Origin of the sequence: Halobaculum sp. MBLA0147, from assembly GCF_041361345.1 — an archaeon.
In the GTDB taxonomy this organism is placed as follows: Archaea; Halobacteriota; Halobacteria; order Halobacteriales; family Haloferacaceae; genus JAHENP01.
The window spans coordinates 388,775-410,362 of the sequence record NZ_JBGKAD010000002.1 but is presented as its reverse complement, the minus strand read 5'-3'; the positions used below and the strand labels follow the sequence as shown (position 1 = coordinate 410,362).

19 protein-coding genes and 1 pseudogene are annotated in these 21,588 nt (G+C 68.1%); 15 read left to right on the top strand and 5 right to left on the bottom strand.

Features of this window, described 5'->3' with window-relative positions; all coding sequences use genetic code 11:
• Window positions 1–423 precede the first annotated feature (423 nt).
• From RYH80_RS16250 to RYH80_RS16225, 6 genes are all read left to right on the top strand, one after another.
• Complete coding sequence (locus RYH80_RS16250) at window positions 424–1,932, top strand: proton-conducting transporter transmembrane domain-containing protein (protein ID WP_370905066.1); 1,509 nt, start codon at window positions 424–426, stop codon at window positions 1,930–1,932.
• Window positions 1,922–4,564: a DUF2309 domain-containing protein gene (locus RYH80_RS16245; protein WP_370905065.1), complete on the top strand. Its 2,643-nt coding sequence runs from the start codon at window positions 1,922–1,924 to the stop codon at window positions 4,562–4,564. Before RYH80_RS16250 ends, RYH80_RS16245 begins: the two co-directional genes overlap by 11 nt.
• A gap of 150 nt (window positions 4,565–4,714) precedes the next feature.
• Window positions 4,715–5,788 carry an alpha/beta fold hydrolase gene (locus RYH80_RS16240; protein ID WP_370905064.1) on the top strand — a complete coding sequence of 358 codons (1,074 nt, stop codon included), beginning with the start codon at window positions 4,715–4,717 and terminating at the stop codon, window positions 5,786–5,788.
• Between the two features lie 218 nt (window positions 5,789–6,006).
• Complete coding sequence (locus RYH80_RS16235) at window positions 6,007–6,675, top strand: helix-turn-helix domain-containing protein (RefSeq protein ID WP_370905063.1); 669 nt, start codon at window positions 6,007–6,009, stop codon at window positions 6,673–6,675.
• A 251-nt stretch (window positions 6,676–6,926) separates the two neighbouring features.
• Window positions 6,927–7,646, top strand: a complete 720-nt coding sequence (locus tag RYH80_RS16230; protein ID WP_370905062.1) for a hypothetical protein — start codon at window positions 6,927–6,929, stop codon at window positions 7,644–7,646.
• Window positions 7,647–7,737: 91 nt separating this feature from the next.
• Window positions 7,738–8,421, top strand: a complete 684-nt coding sequence (locus RYH80_RS16225) for an SCO family protein (RefSeq protein WP_370905061.1) — start codon at window positions 7,738–7,740, stop codon at window positions 8,419–8,421.
• A gap of 92 nt (window positions 8,422–8,513) precedes the next feature.
• Here the strand turns inward: RYH80_RS16225 and RYH80_RS16220 are convergent, their stop codons facing one another.
• From RYH80_RS16220 to RYH80_RS16210, 3 genes are all read right to left on the bottom strand, one after another.
• Window positions 8,514–9,146 (bottom strand): hypothetical protein, encoded by a 633-nt coding sequence (locus RYH80_RS16220; protein WP_370905059.1) that lies wholly within the window; start codon window positions 9,144–9,146, stop codon window positions 8,514–8,516.
• 111 nt (window positions 9,147–9,257) lie between these two features.
• The gene (locus tag RYH80_RS16215) at window positions 9,258–9,515 is read right to left on the bottom strand and encodes a glycosyltransferase family 2 protein (RefSeq protein WP_370905058.1); all 258 of its coding nucleotides are present in this window, start codon (window positions 9,513–9,515) and stop codon (window positions 9,258–9,260) included.
• A gap of 101 nt (window positions 9,516–9,616) precedes the next feature.
• Window positions 9,617–10,012, bottom strand: a complete 396-nt coding sequence (locus RYH80_RS16210; protein ID WP_370905056.1) for a CBS domain-containing protein — start codon at window positions 10,010–10,012, stop codon at window positions 9,617–9,619.
• A 241-nt stretch (window positions 10,013–10,253) separates the two neighbouring features.
• On the opposite strand from RYH80_RS16210, the gene RYH80_RS16205 reads away from it, so the two are divergent.
• Entirely contained in the window at window positions 10,254–11,828 is a 1,575-nt protein-coding gene (locus RYH80_RS16205; protein WP_370905055.1) for a methyl-accepting chemotaxis protein, read from the top strand.
• A gap of 39 nt (window positions 11,829–11,867) precedes the next feature.
• Here RYH80_RS16205 and RYH80_RS16200 read toward each other — a convergent pair.
• Window positions 11,868–11,990: pseudogene (locus tag RYH80_RS16200) on the bottom strand (ArsR family transcriptional regulator); the annotation flags it as partial.
• Between the two features lie 39 nt (window positions 11,991–12,029).
• Between RYH80_RS16200 and RYH80_RS20170 the strand changes: the two are divergent.
• Window positions 12,030–12,212: a DUF7509 family protein gene (locus tag RYH80_RS20170; protein ID WP_489753336.1), complete on the top strand. Its 183-nt coding sequence runs from the start codon at window positions 12,030–12,032 to the stop codon at window positions 12,210–12,212.
• Window positions 12,213–12,398: 186 nt separating this feature from the next.
• Window positions 12,399–14,489 (top strand): ATP-binding protein, encoded by a 2,091-nt coding sequence (locus RYH80_RS16195; RefSeq protein WP_370905139.1) that lies wholly within the window; start codon window positions 12,399–12,401, stop codon window positions 14,487–14,489.
• A gap of 39 nt (window positions 14,490–14,528) precedes the next feature.
• On the opposite strand, the gene RYH80_RS16190 is transcribed toward RYH80_RS16195, so the two are convergent.
• Entirely contained in the window at window positions 14,529–14,759 is a 231-nt protein-coding gene (locus RYH80_RS16190) for a hypothetical protein (protein ID WP_370905054.1), read from the bottom strand.
• Between the two features lie 320 nt (window positions 14,760–15,079).
• Here RYH80_RS16190 and RYH80_RS16185 point away from each other — a divergent pair, with 320 nt between their 5' ends.
• From RYH80_RS16185 to RYH80_RS16160, 6 genes are all read left to right on the top strand, one after another.
• Window positions 15,080–16,921 (top strand): S9 family peptidase, encoded by a 1,842-nt coding sequence (locus tag RYH80_RS16185; RefSeq protein ID WP_370905053.1) that lies wholly within the window; start codon window positions 15,080–15,082, stop codon window positions 16,919–16,921.
• A 287-nt stretch (window positions 16,922–17,208) separates the two neighbouring features.
• The gene (locus RYH80_RS16180) at window positions 17,209–17,799 is read left to right on the top strand and encodes a precorrin-6Y C5,15-methyltransferase (decarboxylating) subunit CbiT (RefSeq protein ID WP_370905052.1); all 591 of its coding nucleotides are present in this window, start codon (window positions 17,209–17,211) and stop codon (window positions 17,797–17,799) included.
• Window positions 17,796–18,602 (top strand): cobalt-factor II C(20)-methyltransferase, encoded by an 807-nt coding sequence (locus RYH80_RS16175; protein ID WP_370905051.1) that lies wholly within the window; start codon window positions 17,796–17,798, stop codon window positions 18,600–18,602. Before RYH80_RS16180 ends, RYH80_RS16175 begins: the two co-directional genes overlap by 4 nt.
• Complete coding sequence (locus tag RYH80_RS16170) at window positions 18,599–19,540, top strand: cobalt-precorrin-4/precorrin-4 C(11)-methyltransferase (RefSeq protein ID WP_370905050.1); 942 nt, start codon at window positions 18,599–18,601, stop codon at window positions 19,538–19,540. The genes RYH80_RS16175 and RYH80_RS16170 overlap by 4 nt, the downstream gene beginning before the upstream one ends.
• Window positions 19,537–20,625, top strand: coding sequence for a cobalt-precorrin 5A hydrolase (cbiG, locus tag RYH80_RS16165; protein ID WP_370905049.1), 1,089 nt, complete (start codon window positions 19,537–19,539; stop codon window positions 20,623–20,625). Before RYH80_RS16170 ends, cbiG begins: the two co-directional genes overlap by 4 nt.
• Window positions 20,622–21,587 (top strand): precorrin-3B C(17)-methyltransferase, encoded by a 966-nt coding sequence (locus tag RYH80_RS16160; RefSeq protein WP_370905048.1) that lies wholly within the window; start codon window positions 20,622–20,624, stop codon window positions 21,585–21,587. Before cbiG ends, RYH80_RS16160 begins: the two co-directional genes overlap by 4 nt.
• Window position 21,588: the final 1 nt, after the last annotated feature.

Sequence of the window (21,588 nt, the reverse complement as noted above, 5' to 3'; positions counted from 1 at the left end):
GAGCGAACGGGCGGGCCGTTGAGTCCCCATCGATGCTAACGGAGTGGTCGGATAGGCCCGCTCCGGAGAACGATCCGGTAACTTCTTCCCCGCCGCTGGGGGACACACCGGTGACGAACGACACGAGTCGGTCGGATCGGCTGACCACGATCCCACGGGGCCGACACGAACGCCAGCGAGACGACAGCGAGAGCCACCCGAGCGAGTCCGGAGAGCGAGAGTCCGTAGACGGGTTGACCATCTCGTTCGTTCGATCTCTGTTTGCGAACGATACGGTAGTACAGTCAGATTTAATATACAGAACGTCCGTGTTCCCGGTGTAGTCGATCGACGACCACGTTCCCGGTGATCGTCGGCGGTCGGTCGTCGACGGAGTTCGGTCGGGGAGACGACGTGGGTGTGGTCGGTCGGCAATTCGAAACGATGACTGGGAAACGACAGAGAGCGACGGTAGGGGAACTCCCGACACCGACGGACGACGCGTCGGTCGTACCGACCGTCCTGACGTGGCTCGTGTGGACGCTGTGGGTCGTGGCGGTCGGGGTTCTCGCGGCCGGTGTCTGGACTGGGGAGACGGTGGCACGGATCGACGTGTCGGCGGGCACACCGTTCCTCGCCGTCGACGGACTGACACTCGTGATGTGGGTGGCGGTCACCTTCTTCAGTGGGGTCGTCCACAGCTACGCTCGGCGGTACGTCGCCGGGAGCCGAACCGACGACCGGTTCTTCGGGCTGGTGTTCGCGTTCACGCTCGTGGTGGCGGTGCTCGTCGCCGCCGACCACTTCCTCCCGTTCGTCGGTGCGTGGTTGCTGATGGGGCTCGTGATGAGTCGGCTGATCGCCGCCGTCGACGGGTGGCCGCAGGCGTCTGCAGCGGGCTCGTTCGCACGGCGGTACTTCCTGGCGAGTAGCGCACTGGTCGGGGTCGCCGTGGGGACGGTGTGGTGGGCCACCGGCGCGGTGGCGGTCTCGGAGCTCCCGTCGACGCTCGGCGCCGCTCCCTCGCCGGTCGTCTCGGTCGTCGCCGCGACACTCCTCCTCGCGGCGGCGATCCAGTCGGCGCTGCTCCCGTTCCACGGGTGGCTCCTCTCCTCGATGACGGCACCGACACCGGCGTCGGCGCTGATGCACGCCGGGTTCGTCAACGCGGGCGGCGTCCTGCTCGTCCGGTTCGCGCCGGTGGTCACCGCCGAGGCGTGGGTGATGCTCGCGGTCGTGGTCGTCGGAACTGTGAGTGCGCTCGGCGGCAAGTTCCTCAAGACGGTACAGACGGACGTGAAGGGGCGACTCGGCTGCTCGACGGTCGGGCAGATGGGGTTCATGATCCTGCAGGCCGGACTGGGGTTCTTCGGTGCCGCCATCACGCACCTCGTCTTGCACGGGTTCTACAAGGCGTACCAGTTCCTCGCCTCGGGGAGCCGGGTCACACACGAACACCCGAGCGAGCCGGCGGACCGGGACCGGTCGACCGGAGCCCTCGGCGTCGTGGTCGCCCTCGGCACGGCACTCGCCGGTGGGGCACTGTTCGCCGCGCTCACCGGCAAGGGGACCGAGGTCGACGCCGGACTCTTGTTGACCGGACTGGTCGTCTTGACGGTGCTCCACGCCGTGCGCGAGGCCGTCCGGTCGGCGTCGCTTCCGGCCGCCGTCCGGTACGGAGCGGTCCCGCTGGTCGCACTCCCGGCGATCGCCGTCTACGCGGCGACGTACCGCGTGGTCGAGGGGCTGCTCGACGGCCTCCCGGCGGTCGGACAACCGGCCGAACTGACTGCCGCCCACGCGATCGTCGCGGGGGCGTTCCTGGCGACGTACCTCGCGGTGGAGACCGAGGTCTACCAGCGCAGCGAGCGACTGTACGTGCTGTTGTCGAACGCGACGCGACCGGCGTCCGACACCGTACTGACGAACACGGAGGAGTACGATGAGTACTGATCGGCGTGTCCACGACAGTGTCGACGTTCAAGACAGTATCGAGGCGGCAGCAGACGCGGTCGGGTCCGTCTGGCCGCTCCACTCGTTCGTGACGGCCAACCCGCTCGCCGGGTTCGAGGACCGGCCGTTCCACGAGGCCGTCGCGGACGCCGAGCGCCTGCTGGGCGGCGACGGCTACCCGAGTGTCGACGTGTTCCGCCGTGCGTGGGAGTCCGGTAGGATCGACACGGACGTGTTGGAGACCGAGTTGGCGGCCGCGGGGTACGATCTCGACCCGGAGACGGCCCTGGACCGGATGGCGAGCGACGAGTCGGACGACACGGAGCGGAAGACCGAGCGGTCCGGCGCCGACTCGGAGACGGCGGAGGCGGACGTGACGAACCGGGAGCCAGAGCGGTCCGACGCAGACGACCGGGTCGACACGGTCCTGACCAAGTGGCTGTCGTCGTTCCTCGACCAGGACCAGGCGGAGTGGCCGATGCCGAACCGCGAGCAGGGGTTCTACCACGCGTTCCGCAGCGTCGCACGTCACGACCGAGCGATCCCGAACAGAGAGCGGCTCGCCGAGCTGCCCGACTCCCCCGTCGCCGCGATCCGCACCCTCCTCGACGACTACCCGACTGAGGAGTGGGAGGCGATCTTCGCGTCGCAGTTCGCCGCACTCCCGGGCTGGACGGGGCTACTCAAGCGGCGGGCAGCCGACGACGGCGCGTGGCAGTCGACGTACCCGATCACCCTCGCCGGCTACCTCGCCGTCCGACTCACGCTCGCGAACCTGTTCGACGCGCCGCTGGCACCCGACGAGGGGGCCGAGACGGCAGTCGAGGGCGAGGCTGCGGACGGAGGCGAGGAGGCCGACGACACCGAGCCCGGCGCGGTGCCGCTCCCCGAAGTCTGGCTCTCCGCGTGGGAGGCCACGTACCGCGAGGAGCTGGTCGGCGAACTCACGGACGCCAGCGAGGCGCTCGTGGAGAGCGACTCCTCGGGTTCCGGGGTCGCGTCTGGGGGTGCGGAGGCCGGATCGGCCGACACGGACCGCCCGGACGCACAGTTGGTCTTCTGTATCGACACGCGGTCCGAGATCATCAGACGGCACGTCGAGCGCGTCGGGGACTACGAGACCCACGGGTACGCCGGGTTCTTCGGGGTGCCGATGCGGTACTCCGGCTACGACTCGGACGTGACTGTCGACGCCTGCCCGCCGATCGTCGACGCCGGACACCGGATCGACGATCGGCCACGGGAGGGCACCGACGACGAGCGTGACGCCTACGACCGGTGGCACGGGGTCCGCGGGACGGCGGAGACAGTGATCGAGAGTCTCGAGACGAACGCCGCCACCGCGTTCAGTTTCGTCGAGAGCGCCGGCGTCGGGTACGGTGCCGCACTGGCCGCGCGGACACTCCTCCCGTCGCGCGTCTACGACCTCCTCGACGGCGTCGACGAGCGGATCCCCGACGACCACGAGTTCTGCGAGCCTGGCCTCGATCCGGACGACAGTGGCGACGGGTGCGACGGGGGCGCCGGCGAGGACCACGACGGCGCGGCCGGCGATCTCCCCAGAGGGCTGTCGGTGGACGAGAAGGTGGAGTACGCCGCGGCCGCATTCGAACTCACCGGGTGGGAGGAGTTCGCCCGCGTCGTCGTCTTCGCGGGTCACGCCAGCCAGACGACGAACAACCCCTTCGACGCGAGTCTCGACTGTGGAGCCTGCGCCGGCAACCCCGGCGGGCCGAGTGCTCGCGTCCTCGCCGCGATCTGTAACGAGGAGGCGGTGCGTGCGAGACTCCGCGAACGGGGGATCGAGATTCCCGAGGACACCGTCTTCGTCGCCGGCGAACACGACACGACCACCGACGAGATCGAGTTGTTCGCCGACGACGTGCCCGAGACACACGAGCGAGACGTCGAACGGCTCCGTCGCGATCTGGCAGACGCCCGCGCCGGAGCGGCCGCCGAGCGAGCCGAGGACATGGGCGTGACGGTCGGGGACGCCGAAGCGGGCCTCCGCGAGACGCAGCGGCGCGCAGCCGACTGGGCGGAGACACGTCCGGAGTGGGGACTGGCCGGGAACGCCGGCTTCGTCGTCGGGCCACGGGCACTCACCGCGGATCTCGACCTCGACGGGCGCTCGTTCCTCCACTCGTACGACTGGCGGACGGACCCCGACGGTGACGCCCTGGAGGCGATTCTCACCGGCCCGATGGTCGTCACCCAGTGGATCAACACCCAGTACTACTTCGCCACCGTCGACAACGCCGTCTACGGCAGCGGGTCGAAGGTGACCCAGAATCCGGTCGGGAACGTCGGCGTCTACCAGGGGAACGGCGGCGACCTGATGACCGGGCTCCCGCTCCAGTCGCTCACGAGTGGCGTCGACGAGCCGTACCACCAACCGATCCGACTCTCCACGGTGATCCACGCCCCGGTCGATCGCGTGACCGAGACTCTGTCGGCCAACGAGGCGGTGGCAGAACTCCTCGACAACGACTGGCACTCGCTCACGGTCGTCGATCCCGAGCGGGATCACCGGGCGTTCCACTACGAGGGTGGGCTAGAGTGGGAGCCGCTCCGCGAGTCGGAGCCGAGCGAGGCGGTGACGCCGACGCCTCTCTCGGTCGGGGACGACTGATCCAGGGATCACGCAGGGAGCCGGCCCTCGAGTTCACTCGCGGAACACCACGAGGAAGCTGTCGTCGGCACACGACTACACGCGTCGTATTTGTACCCCCGCACAGATCCGGCACCAGACTCCACACGACACGTCCCGAACCGAGGGCCGATGGCGACAGGAGACGAGACGGCTGGCGGAGGAGACGCCCCCGACGAGACCGACCGGCGCGCTCGGGACGCGGGGACGACTGGAAACTCGGCGGCGACCGAGAGAACGGCCGGATCGGCCACGTCGGCGACGACGGCGGCCGACGGAGCGCCGCGACTCGCCGGACGCACGCGGCGGGTGACGTTCGACGACGGGGGACGCGCCCACGGCGACGAGAGCCGTGCACACGGTGGATCGTTCGCGTACGCCGAGTACGGCCGCGCGGACGGGACGCCGGTCGTGTTCCTCCACGGAACCCCCGGATCGCGGAGGTTGGCGTCGCTGTTCGGTGACGCGGCTGCCGCCGCCGGTGTCCGACTCCTGGCGCCCGAGCGTCCCGGGTACGGTGACTCGCCGCCGGCACCCGACCGGACGGTCGCCGACGGCGCGAGACTCGTCGCGGCGGTGCTGGACGACGCCGGTGTCGACTCCGCACCGGTGGTGGCGTTCTCCGGGGGCGCAGCGTACGGGCTCGCGGCAGCCGGGACCGTCCCCGACCGCGTGTCGTCGCTGCACCTCGTGGCCGGTGCCGTCCCACCGCGGCTCCGGGAGGCGACCCCGGTCGTCCAGCGAGTGCTCGGTACCCTGGCGGTCCACACACCCCGACTGGCCGGCGCGCTCGTCGGCCTCCAGGGAGCCGTCGCGGGGAGCGCCCGCCCCGAGGCGGTCGTGGGACAGTACGTCGACGGCCGGGAGCCGACGGACGTGCCGGATCGGGTCGCGGAGACGGTTGCGAGCGACTTCCAGACGGCCGTCGGTGGGGCGGGGCGCGGGACGGTGACGGAGTTCCGACACGCGACGACGGCGTGGGACCTCTCGCTCGACGCCGTCGAGACGCAGACGACGCTCTACCACGGCGACCGCGACGAGAACGTCCCGCTGTCGGGCGTTCGGGAGTTGGCCGACGAGCTCCCCGACGCGACGCTCGACCGCCTCCCCGACACGGACCACCTCGGGAGCCTGACGACGGCGGTGCCGGAGATCATCGCCGAGTTGGGCGAAGATGGACGGTCCGAGACGGAGTCGGAGCGGTAAGCGGTCGCGGTGAGTCCCCGCTGGCGCACTGATCCTCCACCGACGCCGACGCAGCGGCCCTCCACCTCCGCTGGCGCACTGCCCCTCCACATCCACCTCCACCGACGAAACACCGCTCCGCGCCGACGCAACACCTCTCCACTCGCGTGGGGTTCCCGAGGCCGGTCGGATCGGCGCGATTCAAGTACCGGTGCCACGAACCGCCGAGCCAGAGCCGCATGAAGCGTGTCGCCTTCGCGACGTGGTACACCGACGAGGCGGTCCACCCGTTCACCACGGGGTTGCGAGCCGCGGGACTCGACCGCGCCGAGTTGCTCACGTGGAGTCCGACCGCCGAGCCGACCACGCTCTCGTGGGTCGACGGAGACCCGGCGGCCGCCCAGCGGGTCGTGGACGCCGTCGACTCCGTCACCGTGAGCGAGACCGTCGCGGGCGACTGGGGGACGTACCTCTTCCTCCGCCAGCGGGCCTACGAGTTCCCGGCGGCCGCGATGGACGTGGTCGCGGCCGCCCGCGTCGGCTTCCCGCCGCCCGTCGTGTTCCACACCGACGGGCGCGTGACGTTCGAGGCAGTCGGCGAGTCCGACGCGGTGAGTCGGCTCCACGACGACCTCCGCGACCTCGCGGCCGTCGAACGGGTCCGGATCGAGCGCGTCCAGCCGTTCGCGCGCACCGAGCGTCCCGAGCGGCTCACACCGCGGCAGGAAGCCGCGCTGGAGACGGCCGTCGACGTCGGTTACTACGCGGTGCCACGCGAGGGGCGTGTCGCCGACGTGGCCGCGGAACTCGACTGTGCGACCAGCACCGCGGGCGAACTGCTCCGAAAGGCCGAGACTGCCGTCGTCCGGGCGTACGTGGAGAACGATCGCGCCTCGGGCGGCCCGTGAGTGGCACCCGAACGACCACCGCCGTCTTCGTCGCGGCGAGAGGAACCCCCAGACGGACCGAGATGCTCGGCACCGCACCGCTCCGAGTGGTCGAGTCGGTGGGGGCCGACCCCGACCTCGTGGGTGGCGGTTCGACGAGTAGCGGCGTGAGAGTCGGCAGAACGCGAGCGATGTCGAGGACGGTGTCGGACCGAGTACCCCCGTCGTCGGATCGTCCGAGGTTTTTTCGAAGCCCACCCGTTCCACTCGGTATGGTCGCGTTAACGACGGTCGGGGTCCTTGGGCTCGTCACGGTGGTCGGAGGCGCGCTGGCCGCCTTCGGGAGAGATCTGACGGACACACTCGTCGCTTGGACTGGACTGTTGGCCGGTGGGGCACTCGGCGGTGCCGGTGGGTGGCTCGGCGCACCGGTGGTCGCGAGCGGGTCGATCGAGGCGCAGATCGGGCTCGGTGTCGCCGGGGTGCTCGTCGGCGCGATCCTGGGTCGGCTGTTGTTCCCGACGGCCACGCGACTCGCGACGCTGTTGACGGGGTTCGTCGCGACCGCCGGGTCGACGCTGGTCGTGTTGGTCGGTGGCGACGTGACGCGCGTGTTGGCGACCGTCGAGTTCGAGGGCGTCGGGACGCTCGCGACGACCGTCGAGCGGTTGGTGAACTCCCCCGCGTTCCAGTCGGTGACGTTCCAGCGGTCGCTGGCGATCGGCCTCGTCGTCGGGATTCTCGGCGCGGCGGTGGCGGTGCGGTACCACGAACTCGTCCTGGCGGCGGCCGTGACGGCGGTCGGCGCGGGGCTGCTCGCGGTCGTCGTCCCCCTGTGGCAGCGGGCGCTGACCGGCGACCTCGTCGTCGGCGGCGGCCTCACGAACGCCTCGCCGGTGTGGTTCGCCGTCGCGTTCCTGGCCGGCGTCGGCGTCCAGTACGCACGGGCCCGCTCCGAGGAGTCGCTCGAACGCAACCCGTTGGATCTGTGAGGGGCCGACGAGCCACTACCTCACGCGGCGACTGTCCGAACGGGTGGGACACACCGAGTGGGACAAGTAGGTGGATCACCGAGTCGCCTCCATGCAACGACGGTCGTACCTCCGAGCAGTCGGCGCGACTGGTGCGAGCCTCGGACTCGCCGGCTGTGTCGGTGGGCTCGCGAGTCTCGGCGACCCGAACCCGAACGTGACGCTGTCGGAACCCGACCGGCAGTACGAGAGCGCCGACGTGCCGTACCCGGCGTGGGGACAACGGGTGCCGGACGTCACGCTCCCCGCGGCGACGACCGACGCGAGCGTCTCGTTCCCGGACCTGTCGCGGCCGACGTTCGTGACGTTCTTCTACAGCACCTGCATGACGGTGTGTCCGCTCGTGGTCTCGGAGCTGGCCGCGATCCAAGACCGCGCGATCGAGACCGACTACGCGGACCGTGTCACCTTCGCGCCGATCACCTTCGACCCCCAGCGTGACACCCCCGAGACGCTCGCGACGTACGCCGAGGAGATGAACGTCGATCTGACGGCCGGGAACTGGCGGTTCCTCCGGCCAGAGTCCCGGGAGCGTGCCCAGGCCGTCGTCGGCGAGGAGTTCGGACTGACCTTCGAGCGGACCCAACCCGACGACATGGACCAGTACATGTTCACCCACGGGGCACTCGTCCTGCTCGTCAACGCCGACGGCTACGTGGAGCGTGCCTACCGCGACCGCCGGCCACCGCGCGAGCAGATGGCGAGCGACCTCGAGACCGTCCTCGGCGTCGCCTGATCCCGGCCCACCACGTGGGTGTCGGCCACTCGGAGGGCAGGCTCGCTCGCGACGGAGTCACATCTCGTCGGATCCACCGCTCTGTCGGCCCCTCACTCTCGCATCTCGTCAGATCCACCACTCTCCGCCATCTCCTCGCTGGCCGGCTCCCGGGAGCGGTCGAGGACCGTCGCGTCGTAGAGGCTCCGCCAGCGGTAGCGGCGGCCGTTCCACTCGAACGTGCTCCGCGAGAGCCCGTAGACGACCAGTGGGAGGGAGAGCCAGTAGGCCGGGACGGCGAGGAGGAAACTCGGCCGCCGGAGACCACAGTAGGCGAACGCTACCCCCGCCACTGCGGTGATGAACGGGACGACGACGAGGGGCGCGAACAGCGAGCCGAGGACGACCGCGAGCGAGAGGGCGACGCCGAACACGAGCCCGCCGGGGTCGAGGTAACGGGCCGTCAGTGTCCACCGCACCTGTCGTGCGAGCGTCTCGTCGACGGTTTCCGAAACCGGCATCGGACAGATCAACTCCGGGACCGACTCGACGTTCGCCACTCGGTCCGTCAGCAGTGCGTCGTCGCTCACCGTCCGACGCAGGTCCGCGACGTACTCGTCAAGCGCGAGGGCGTCGTGAGCGAACGCCATCGTCCCACCCCAGGCGGTGGTGTTCAGCGTGACGGTCAGGAGGGCTCCGATCGCACCCGGCCCCTCGAGGAGTCGCAGGAGTGGGCGTTCGCTCACCGGCACGGGAGCCGACGAGACGACGGTGTCCCGCGGTGCAGCGGCGAGGTGTTCGCAGACCGTCTCCAGCCAGTCGGCTCCGTGTGGGAAGTCGGCGTCGGTACAGACGAGTTACTCCCCGCTGGCGCGGTCGAGACCCGCGGCGAGCGCGTTACACTTCGCGGAACAGCCGTCCGGTGGACCGGCGACGACGACGGTCACCGGACGGTCCGCCGCCCGCTCGACAACCGGATCGTCGGGGTGGTCACAGGCGACGACGAGTTCCCCCTCAGGCCCGACCTGCGAGACCAGTTCCTCACACGCCGTCGTCCACGTCCTGGTGGGCAACACGACGGAGTAGTCGCCGTCTAGTGTGGCACCGGGTGACACTGTGTCGTCTCGCGGGGGCCACGAAGAAGTATCTCACGGGAACTGCGGTGTCCCTGAAGTTTGCGTGTGGCTCGCCCGAAGACCTCAGAGGGACGACCGGGTCACTCGGGGGAGACGGTCACCTGCCCCGCGAGGTACTCGCGCAAGTCGCTCTCCGTGACGATGCCGACCACCTGGTCGTCGACGACGGGGACGTGTCCCACGTCGTGGTCGTGCATCGTGGCGGCAACCGACTCGACGGGTTCGTCGGGCGAGACGGTGATCACGTCTGTCGTCGCGTGCTCGCCGACGGTCGTCTCCGGGAGAGCTACGTCGGACGCGACGACCTCGATCAGGTCCGTCGACGTGAACACGCCCGTCGGCTGGCAGTCCGCCGAGATCACCACCAGCGAGTGGATCTCCTTCGTGGCCAGCGCGTCGACCGCGTCGGCGACCGTCGTGTCGTTCTCGACCGTCAGTACCGGCGTCGTGGCGAACTCCGAGACTGGTGTGGGCACGCAGGTGCCTGTGGCGCGAGCGGCAAGTACACACGGGTCTCGGCAACGTGGTGAGAACGCCGAGCTGGGAGAGCCCGGGTGGAACGCCGAGCCACGGAGACACCACACGTCGCCCGTGGCGTTGCCGAACTCCGACGCCGAGAGAGGGCTTCTGTGAACGGACGATTCGAATTGTGCGTACGGGAGGAACCCGAAGCGATGCGCTACAGACTTCCCGCCAGTCACGCAAGAGGTGCCTACAGTGACTAGAGACGAGTCGGGGGCGACGAACGGAGAGGCACCACGACCGACGGCGCCCGGTGCGGACGCCGACGGAGAGACGAGCGGGCGCGTCGGGGCCGACACGTCGACCGGGGCAGTGGACGAATCCGACGCGGGCCAGAGTGAGTCGGCAGGTGGGGACGGGGAGCGACGAGTTGCCGAGAGCGCCGTCTTCAGACTGTACCATTCCGTCGAGACGCTGTCGGAGGCAGACTCCCGCGAGGCGGCGGCGGAGGCGGCTGTTGACGCCGCCGTCGACGTACTGGGACTCCCACTGACGGGCGTCCACCTGTACGACGAGACGAGTGAGTCGCTGCCGGCGGTCGGGTGGAGCGGGACACTCGACGAGGAGCTGGGCGAACCCCCGGCGCTCGGCCCTGGGAGCGTCGCGTGGTCCGTCTACGAGTCGGGTGAGGCGGTCCACGTGAGCGACTACTGGGCCGAGGACGGCACGCATCACAACCCGGACGCGACGTTCCGGAGCGAACTCCTCGTCCCTGTCGCGGGCCACGGCGTCGTTTTGGCTGGCTCGCCGGACCCGGCCGCCTTCGACGAGGGCGACGAGCGGTTCCTTGACGTGTTGTGTTCGGACCTCGGGAAGGCACTCGACCGGATCGACAGACTCGACCGACTGGCGGAACGGGAACGCGAGACGGAGCGCCAGCGAGAGGCGCTGGCCTCGTTGACGGACGCTGTCCGCGAGACGGTTCGAGACCTCGTCGACGTGTCGGAGACCGTCTCGGAGAGTTCCGGCGAGATCGAGCGGACGACGGAGGCACAGCGGGCAACGATCGACGAGATCGCCGACGAGGTGGCGGACCTCTCAGCGACCGTCGAGGAGGTCGCCTCGACCGCCGACAGCGTCTCCGCGACGACGGAGTCGGCGCGCGCGGCGGCCGACGACGGGACGGCGGCCGCCGACGACGCACTCGCCGTGATGGAGGAGGTGTCCGACTCGGCGGACGCGGTCGCGGCAGACGTCGACAACCTGCAGGCGCGCATCGAAGAGATCGACGAGGTGGTGGAGGTGATCGACGACATCGCTGATCAGACGAACCTGTTGGCGCTGAACGCCTCCATCGAGGCCGCGCGCGTCGGCGAGGCCGGCGAGGGGTTCGCCGTCGTCGCGGACGAGGTGAAGAGTCTCGCCGAGGAGTCACAGACGCAGGCGACGCGGATCGAGGAGATGGTCGACGAGATCCAGTCGGAGGCCGACGAGACGGTGACGAACCTCCAGGAGACGACCGCACGGATCGACGACGGCGTCGACGCCGTCGAGTCGACGATGACGAGCTTCGAGGACATCGCCGACACGGTCGCCGAGGCGGCCGACGGCGTCGGACAGGTGGCCCGTGCGACCGAGGATCAGGCTGAGTCCGCGGAGGCGGTCGCGGCGACCGTCGACGAGGCGACCGAACAGGCACGTGCCGTCGCCGACGCGGTCGACGAGGTGACCGACGCCAACCGGCGACAGTACGAGCTCGTCACGGACCTGGAACGAGAGCTCGACGAGGCCGAAGAGGAAGCGGCCGAGACAGAGACACCCGATGAGTGAGGGTCGAAACGTTGGGTCGGACGACCGTCCGAAGACAGTTCAATCGCTTGTCGGCCTGCCGTACATCTCGCCGAACGGGTGTTCACCGTGAACGAGTTCGTCCACGCCCTCGGTGAGAGTCACCCCACCAAAGACAATCGTGCGGTAGTATGTGTCGAGTCCGACGCGGCACAGGCGTCACTCCGGCGTGTCGAAGGCGAGTTGCAGGCAGATTCTAGTGTGAACGCATTGCCCGCGGTGGACGTGGACACGACGACCCAGAGGACGAAGTTCACTCGCTGTAGCGGTGCAACTGCATTCGTCCTTCCATTTCCGGGACACAACGTTGGCGTCGGTGAGGTGACTGATAGTATTCTGGACGCTGTTTCCGAGACGCTAGAGTGAGCAGCAGTGTGGGTCTTGGCCGAGTCGTGAGAGTGGCGAGTGGTGCTGTCAAATAGGTATCGAGGCTGAGGTAGTGACTCTGTCGAACTGTGACCTGCCCTAAAGCTAGGGACAGACCGACGTGCGCGTCCCTCTGTTGCATCTGCAACACACTGCTTATGCGTCTCTAGACCCTGTAATGTGTACATGCTGTCTCCTCTGGATACCCCCACTGGTAGCGTCTACGTCGCCGTTTTCTTTCTCACGGGAGTCGCCTGTCTAGTCTCCATACCTCGAGCTCGGACAGTTGTCGATGAGGAGGTGCGGTACGGACTCGTCGGACTACTCGGCCTGACTGGCCTCTGGTCTCTGTTCAAAACCTCATACCTGCTGGTGCCAACCACGTTCAAGCCGGCTACCTACATCCTGGGCCTCATCCTCGGATTCGGTGCCGTTTGGGCGTGGCTGTACTTTGCCTCTGCGTACACCGGACGGACCTTACACAGGCGACGGACACCACGTCGTCTCGCAGGGGGGATCTTTCTATTTATTACGGCAGTGAAACTGACGAACCCGATCCACCAGCTTTACTTCACTACTGTCGAGACAACGACGCCGTTCCGCCACCTCGCGATCCGCCACGGGGTCATCCACTGGGCTTCGACCGGCCTCTCGTACGTTCTCGCAGGTGTCGGTCTGTTCATGATCTTCGAAATGTACGTCGAGTCGGGGTACGATACTGGTCCGCTCAACGCGTTGACAGCGTTGCTCGCACTGCCAGTGACGATCGACATCGTCGCCGTCACGACGCCGTATCTTCTGGAGCTCATATACGCTCCGTTGGGGGTCGCAGTCTTCGCGATCGGTGTGCTGTTCGCCTTCGGCGAACAGTTTCTCGCGGCACGAACCGAGGCACAGGGCGATGCAGCGACGATAGTGCTCAGTGACGAAGGGCAGATTCGAGCGTACTCCGCTGCAGCCGAAGACATCTTTCCAGAACTCGAGGGGTCGACCGGAGCGTATCTCGAAGACGTGGTTACGGAGATTGAGGACATCAGCGAGACGGACGACAACCAGATAATTGAACGAGATGCCGACGACGACCCACGCTACTATCTCGCTTCCCCGCGGGCGATGAGACTCGGCGGCACGACGGCGAGAATCGTCTCACTGACCGATATCACGGAGTCTGAACGCCAACGGCGTGATCTGATCCGAAGAGAGCGTGAACTCGACGAGCGCAACGAACTACTCCGGGCCATTGTGTCCGCGAGTTTCGCGTTCGTCTTCCGAGTCGACACCGAGGGCAAGTTTAGTTTCGTATCGAAATCCACCGAAGCGTACACTGGGTACACCCCAGAAGAACTCGTCGGAGAGCCAATCTCGGTTGTGATTTCGGACAAAGAGACTGTGCAGAAGGCGTACGGGGATTTCTACGACGCAATCCAGAATGGAGAGTCTGTTCAGAGCCGGGAGGTGCCTATCGAGACACGGGCGGGCAAGACGCTGTACGTAGATGTCCGGGCAGAACCAATCTACGACCCTGAGGTCGACCCGGACGAGCGAACTCCCGAAGATGTTGTCGAAGTACAGGCGATGGCTCAGGATGTAGGCGAACGGCGCAATCGTAAGAACCTGATCAACGTCATCAACCGTGTTCTTCGTCACAACGTTCGTAACAAGCTCACAGTCATCAATGGGTACGCGGAAGTGCTGGCCGAGGACCTCGACGACGAGGATGCGGTCAAGGCAGAACGTATTCTCGATGCCGGAGACAGGTTGCTCGACCTCAGTGAATCCGCTCGGCGGATCGAGTCGAACCGAGGCCTGTCGCCGGAGTTGGAGCCGTTGGATGTCACCGCGATGATTCGTGACCTCGTGACGCAGCTCGAAGACGACAACCCCGAAGTTTCGACCACAGTGGATCTCCCCGAATCCACTTTCGCGAAAACCAAGCCACGTATCGAGACGGCACTGTGGGAGTTGTTGGAGAACGTTGCCAAGCACACTGGCCCAGAGCCAACGATGAAGGTCACAGTATCGTCGACCGACGAGGAGGCCGTCATCCGAATCTCAGACGACGGATCAGGTCTACCAGATGCGGAACAACGGGTCCTCACCACGGGTGAAGAAGAACCATTGGTCCACGGCCAGGGACTCGGACTGTTCCTGACACACTGGATCATCACGAATGTAAACGGTGCTATCTCGGCGGAAGTGACCGACCGGGGGACGACCGTCGAGGTTCGGCTTCCAGTCTCGTCGATGAGAGGGGACAGTGACGAATCTCGAGAGTAGGGTAGATGGATCCGTTTCGAACTGTCGATCAGTTGGCTATCACCGAATAGATGGACTTTCTAGTGGTTCACTAACAACGCCGTCAGGGATGTTGTCGACGACACCGACTCCGTCGGCGAGTTCTGTCGGACTCGTGTCGCCATCGTGGACGAGTCGATAGAGAATCTCGTACTGCGTCCAGTGTCCGACCGCAGCGTGCCTATCAAGATACTCGTCGAGCGAGAGTGCACTCTCCCCAAAAAGTTCGGCTGTATCGTCTGGCGCCCCCACCTACCACGTGCTGTGCGTCAATCGGATTTCTCGTATCGATCCAGTCTGCTACCGTACGTATTCACTGTCGAGTCGAAGACTGTCGGAGAGGTACCATCTTCAGTTGCTGTCGGCCTGCTGTCGAGTTCGTACCCGATCAAGCACGACTGTTCGACGAGCGCTGTCGGCAGGTCACTGCCGGGGTCGTGGACCGCGAGCGGCGTGATGATCTCGACCAGTTGGACTGATACGTAGCGGGTGGAATCCTCTCCTCAAAGCGGTGGGAGAGAGTCGAACAGTGCCAGGGGGTATTTGTGGGCGACCGTTCTGGTGACGGACGAATGTCGACACAGATCGACTCCGCCGACGAGTTGGACCCCGAGACACTCGCCAGACTCCCGTCGTTCGTGACGCCGCGGATCTCGCCGGACGGGTCGGAAGTGGCGTTCTTCCACGACCGGAGCGGCCGGATGGAGGTGTACGTCGCGTCGACCGCCGACGCGTCGGACCCGTCGACGTGGACCCGCCTCTCCGACGGGAACGTCCCGCGGAACCCGCGTGGCGCGCTCCACTACGACACGGACGGCGAGGAGATCTTCTTCCACCGCGACGAGGACGGCGACGAGCAGAACGACGTGTACCGCCTGGACCGCGACGGCACTGCGACCCCCGTGATCGAGACAGACGGACAGTCGTTCCTCGTCGACACCGCGAGCGACGGGACGCTGGTGTACGTCTCCGACCACGGCGAGCAACTGAACCTCTACGCCTTCGACCGCGAGGCCGGCGAGTCGACGCGACTCACGACGTTCGAACAGCCCGTGCGACCCGGGCCGTCGACGCTGAGTCCCGACGAGGAGCGGATCGCGTTCGCGTGCAACGAGTCGGAGAATCTCCAGAATCGGGACGTGTACGTCGCGGCACGAGACGGCTCGGATCGTCGCCGTCTCGACGTGGGCGAGGACGGCGCCGAGGCGAGCGCGGTCGACTGGTTCCCGGACGGGGAGCGGCTGCTCGTCGACGACAACTCGACGGACCGCTCGCGAGTGGGCGTGTACGACCTCGACGCGGACACCGTCGAGTGGCTGAGCGACGGGACGACGGAGGAGACCGCCGACGCCGTCCTACCGGGCGGCGACGCGGTGTTGGTGACACGTACACGCCGCGCCGCCGAGGTGCCGGTGGTGTACGACCTCGCGGGCGGCGAGAGCCGCGAACTCGACGTATCGGAGGGTGTCGTCTCGCTGGCAGCGAGCCCGGCCGAGAGCTTCCTCGACGAGACGACCGTCGCTCTGCAGGTCACGACGGGAGACAGTCGGTCGGAACTCGTCGCATACGATCTGACGAGCGACGAGACGCGGACGCTGCTCCCCGCCGACTACGGCGACGTGGACCCGGACGTGTTCGTCGCCCCGGAGTACGTCCGCTACGAGTCGGAGGACGGCACCGAGATCGGTGCGCTGTTGTACGAGTCACCGACCGCCGAGTCGCCGGCACCGGCGGTCGTGAAGGTCCACGGTGGGCCGTCCGTGCAGGCGCAACACAGCTTCGACGTGTACACCCAGTTCCTCGTGAGTCAGGGGTACACGGTGTTGGAGCCGAACTACCGCGGCTCGACGGGACGGGGTCGCGAGTTCAAGAACGCCATCGACGGCGACTGGGGCGGGATGGAACAGGTCGACGTACGGTGTGGCGCGGAGTGGCTCGCCGCGGAACGGGATGTGGACCCGGACCGCCGTGCCGTGCTCGGGGCCTCCTACGGCGGGTACTCCGCGTACTGTCAGTTGACGATGCACCCGGAGCCGTGGGCCGCCGGCGTCGCGTGGATCGGGATGACGGACCTCCTGCAGTTGTACGAGGACTCGATGCCACACTTCAAGTCCGCGCTGGAGCGGTACCTGGGTGATCCCGAGGAGAACGAGGCGCTGTACCGCGAGCGATCCCCGATCACGCACGTCGAGAACGTCGAGGCGCCCATCGGGATCCTCCACGGCGTCAACGATCCGCGGTGTCCGATCTCGCAGGCGCGGCTGTTCCGCGACGCGCTCGAAGACCGCGGGTGGTCCGCGCCCGAGGACTTCGCGTACCACGAACTCGGCGAGGAGGGCCACGGCTCCGCCGACCAAGACCAGAAGGCGCGCGCCTTCGAGCTGATCGCCGAGTTCCTCGACGACCGGCTCTGACGGGGCACTCCCGCCAGAGTCGCCGCGTCGGAACTCACTTCGTCGCGATCACTACCTCCCGGTTCACGCCGTCGCGATCACTGCCTCTCGGTTCACGCCGTCGCGATCACTGCCTCTCGGTTCACGCCGTCGCGTCGGACGCCCATCTCCGAGCGGCGGCACTGACCCGTCGAGCCACCTCGACGCTCGCCGGTGACGACACCGGTCGGGTCACCACCGACGTAGACAAGCGTGCTTGAACTACGACAACCACAATTGTTTTACGGGAGTCACACCGTCGTCGTGGCGTGTCGACGATACGACTCCCACGAGACGCGAAGGCGGGGCCGACGAAACCCGAGGTGCGTGCCGTCGTCCGGCAGAAGTTGGCGCTGGACGACGACGAGCACGTCGTGGAGGTCGGTGCCTGCACCGGTGCGGTGACAGCGACGGTAGCGCGCGACGCGGGTCGCGTGACGGCGCTGGAACGAGTCGCGGAGAAGCTGGACGCGACCGAGGCGAACCTCGCGGCCAACGACTGTCGCGATGCGGTCGAGTTGGTCGCCGCCGAGGCACCGGACGGACTGCCAGACGACTACGACGCGCTGTTCCTCGGCGGGACGCGCAACTACGAGGCGGTGTTGGACCACGCCGTCGCGACCGGCGTCGACCGCGTGGTCACGAACGTCTCCCGGCTGGAGGTGGCCGGCGGCGTCGTGGACGCCTACCGGGAGCGGGACCTACTGGAGGACGTCGTCCAGTTCCAGGTGAGTCACGGCTACGAACTCGCCGGCGCCACCTCCTTCGACGCCGAGAATCCCGTGTACACCGTCGTCGGCAGTGCGAGCGACGGGTCGGGGAGTGACACCGACACCGGAACGGCGGGGGGCGAGCCGTGACCCTGTACGGTGTCGGACTCGGTCCCGGAGCGGCGGACCTGCTCACGATCCGTGGGCGAGAGGCGCTGGAGTCCGCGGACGTGGTGTACACTCCCGGCCGTCTCTCCCGACGGGTGGCGACGGAACACGTCCCGGAGGACCGACTCGGAGACCTCGACTTCCCGATGACCCGGGACCCCGAGGAACTGCGGCGGGCGTGGCGCGAGGCGGCCGCGACGGTCGCACCGGTGGCTCGCGAGGGCGACGCCGCGTTCGTCACGCTCGGGGACCCGAACGTGTACTCCACGTTCGGCCACCTCCGGCGCACGCTGGCGGCGTTCCACCCGGCGGTGACACTCGAAGTCGTCCCCGGCGTCTCCAGCGTGACGGCGTTCGCGACGGCGTTGGGTGTCGAGGTGGAGTCCGGCGCGGGGCTCGCACTGCGAGAGGCCGACGGCGGCCGCTCCCCGACCGGTCCCGACCGGATGATCCTGTTCAAAGTCACCGACGCACCGGCGACACACGAGGGGCTCGTGGAGGCGGGCTACGAGGTGACCTACGGACGCCGGCTGTTCATGAACACCGACGAGACGGTCGTCACCGACGACCCGACCGACGTGGCCGAGCGGGACTACTACACGCTGGCGTACGCTGAACGGGGCGACCTGGAGCGCGACCACCCGACCGACTTCGCGTCGGCAGAAGACGGGGAGACGGACGAAGGTGCAGTCGCAGCGGACGACGGCACGGGTACGAGAGACGACGATGCGGGTACCGAGGACGACGACACGGCTCTCGCGACCGACGGCGGTGGTGCGCCGTGAGCGACGCGGAGACGGACCCGCAGGCGGCCATCGACGCCGCGAGCGAGCGCCGCGAGCGGGAGCGCGACCCGCGCGTCCACGAGCACACGGCCGGCGACGAGCAGCCGGGGATCCCGTTCGTCGGCGCGGGACCCGGCGACCCACGACTGCTGACGGTCGCCGGGAAGGAACTCGTCGAGTCGGCTGACCTCGTCGTCCACGCCGGGTCGTTGGTCAACAGCGAGTTGTTGGAGCGGTACTGTGCGGACGCGGAGACGGTCTCCTCCATCGGGAAGGAGCTGGAGGAGCTGATCCCGCTGATGCGGGACGCCTACCGCGACGGACGCGACGTGGTGCGACTCCACTCCGGCGACCCGTCGATCTACGGCGCCGCACTCGAGCAGATGGACGCACTGGAGTCCGAGGACGTGCCGACGTACATCGTCCCCGGCGTGACGGCGGCGTTCGCCGCCAGCGCGACCCTGCGGACGCAGTTGACCCTCAACGGGACGGCCGATCACGTCGCGTTCACGAGACCACAGGGGAAGACGCTCGATCCCGAAGACGATCACGTCTCGGAGTTCGTCGCGATGGGCGACGTGACGACCTGTCTGTACCTCGGGACGCACGCGATCCCGGAGGTGATGGAGCGACTCCTCGCCGACGGACACGACCCCGAGACGCCGGTGACGGTGGTGTACCACGCCTCCTGGCCGGACGAGGACGTGATCGACGGGACGATCGCGACGATCGGCGACCGCGTGACGGAGGCGGGGTACCGCGCCTCGGCGCTGGTGCTGATCGGCGAGGCCCCGGCGGGCGCGGGGTACGACCGCTCGTTCCTCTACGACGGCTGGGCCGACCGCGGCCCGGACGACGGAGAGGGTGCGGACGACTCGGGTGGGACCAGTGAGACGGAGACAGACGACAGATCGACCGACACGGAGACAGACACGTGAGTACCGACGACACCACGACGACAGAAGAGTCGACCACGGCAGACGACACAACACAGACGGAGACCGTACCGGACGAGGAGCAGACGGAGCCAGACCGGGAACAGACGGCGGCGGACGACGACACCACGGAGTCGGAGAGTTCCGGCGGCCACTGTTCGACGGCGGACTCCGACGGCGAGGTCGCGGAGACGCTCGGGATCGTCGCCTTCGAGCGGAAGCTGGAGACTGCCCGCGAGGTCCGCGACGGACTCGCCGACGAGTACGAGACGATCGAGATCCTGGAGTACCACGGCGACGTGTTCGCCGAGTACTGGGGCGAGTTCGACTGTTTCCTCGGGTTGATGGCCTCGGGGATCGCGATGCGCAAGACCGCACCGCTGCTCGACGACAAGTGGGACGACCCCGCGGTCGTCGTCGCCGACGAGGAACTGACGTGGGGGATCCCGCTCACCGGGGGTCACCACGGCGCGAACCAAGTCGCCGACGACCTCGCCGGACTCGGTGCGGTGCCCGCCACGACGACCGCCTCCGAGGCGGCCGGCAAACAGGGCGTCGAGGAGCGCGCGAAGGCACTGGACGCGCACGTCGTCAACGGCGACTCGACGGTCGCGACGAACCTCGCCGTCCTCGACGACGAACTCGGCCCCGTCGCCCGACTCGACGGTCCGGCGGCGGTGATCGCGGACGAGGACGTGACCGTCCTGAAGCGCAACGATCCCGACGGCGTCGTGCTCGGGACGGGGAGCGTCGCCGGAGCGGACGCCGAGCAGTTCCACGCCGCGTGGGAGTCGGCGCTGGACGGGACCGGCTACACGCTCGACGACGTGTCGTTCGTCGCCACCGGGACCCGGAAGGAGGAGGAGCCGGGGCTGCTCGCGGCCGCGGGAGAGCTCGGAGTCGGCGTTGTCTCCTTCGAGAAGGAGACGCTCGAACGCTTCGAGGGACCGACCCCGTCCCGGTCGAAGGAGTTGATCGGGTGGCCCGGAATCGCCGAGGCGTCGGCCATCGCCGGCGGGGCCGACCACGAACTACTCGTCGAGAAGGAACGGTACGAGGAGGCCGTCACCGTGGCGGTGGGGCAGTGAGCGACGCCGCGGAGTCCAGGAGCGCGGCCGCCGGGTCACCACCCGAGGAGTACGGGACGCTGTACGTCGTCGGGATCGGACCGGGGCTCCCGGATCACGCGACGAAGCGGGCAGTGGACGTGATCGAGTCCGCCGACTGCGTGATCGCGTCGGACCTCTACCAAGCGTTCCTCCGCGAGGACGGCACGCTGCCGCCCGAGGACGCCGGAGCGGGCGGCGGCAGCGGAGAAGGCGGTGACGCCACCGCGAGCGACGACACCGGAGCGGACGAAGACGCCCGGGTGGGCGACGACACCGACGGCGAGCCCGCCGTCGATCCGCGACCGGATCAGGAGGTAGTGCGGTCGAGTATGGGACGGCAGGTGGAGTTGGCGCGGGAGGCGTTCGAGCGCGTCCGCGACGGACAGGACGTGGCGCACGTCTCCGGCGGCGACCCGAACGTGTACGGGAAGTCGGACCTGCTGTACCTGATGGCCGACGAGGAGGACGCGACGGACGTCCCCATCGAGATCGTACCGGGTGTGACCGCGGCACTCGGCGGGGCGGCGAACCTCGGCGCGCCGTTGTCGAACGACTTCTGCACGATCTCGCTGTCGGACAAGTGGCGCGGCTGGGACGAGATCGCGGAGAAGCTGCGGGCGGCGGCGATCAGCGGCTTCGTGATCGTGCTGTACAACTGCTGGCGCGACTACGAGCGGGCGATCGAGGTGCTCCGCGAGGAGCGGGCCGACGACGTGCCCGTCGCGATCGTCGACGACGCCGGCCGCGACGACGCCGGGCGCAACGCAGACGGCGAGACGGAGACACTGACGACGCTCGGCGAGGTGACCGCCCACGCCGACGAGATCGGCGGGATGGGCACCTCGATCCTGATCGGCACCCACGAGACGGACGTGTGGCGCAACGACTACCGCGAGTTCCTCGTCACGCCGCGTGGCGGTCGTGACGTGGAGGACTTCTGAC

Coding starts and splice junctions, on each gene's coding strand:
- RYH80_RS16250 (WP_370905066.1), top strand. CDS start 424: ATGACTGGGAAACGACAGAGAGCGACGGTAGGGGAACTCCCGACACCG.
- RYH80_RS16245 (WP_370905065.1), top strand. CDS start 1,922: ATGAGTACTGATCGGCGTGTCCACGACAGTGTCGACGTTCAAGACAGT.
- RYH80_RS16240 (WP_370905064.1), top strand. CDS start 4,715: ATGGCGACAGGAGACGAGACGGCTGGCGGAGGAGACGCCCCCGACGAG.
- RYH80_RS16235 (WP_370905063.1), top strand. CDS start 6,007: ATGAAGCGTGTCGCCTTCGCGACGTGGTACACCGACGAGGCGGTCCAC.
- RYH80_RS16230 (WP_370905062.1), top strand. CDS start 6,927: ATGGTCGCGTTAACGACGGTCGGGGTCCTTGGGCTCGTCACGGTGGTC.
- RYH80_RS16225 (WP_370905061.1), top strand. CDS start 7,738: ATGCAACGACGGTCGTACCTCCGAGCAGTCGGCGCGACTGGTGCGAGC.
- RYH80_RS16195 (WP_370905139.1), top strand. CDS start 12,399: ATGCTGTCTCCTCTGGATACCCCCACTGGTAGCGTCTACGTCGCCGTT.
- RYH80_RS16185 (WP_370905053.1), top strand. CDS start 15,080: ATGTCGACACAGATCGACTCCGCCGACGAGTTGGACCCCGAGACACTC.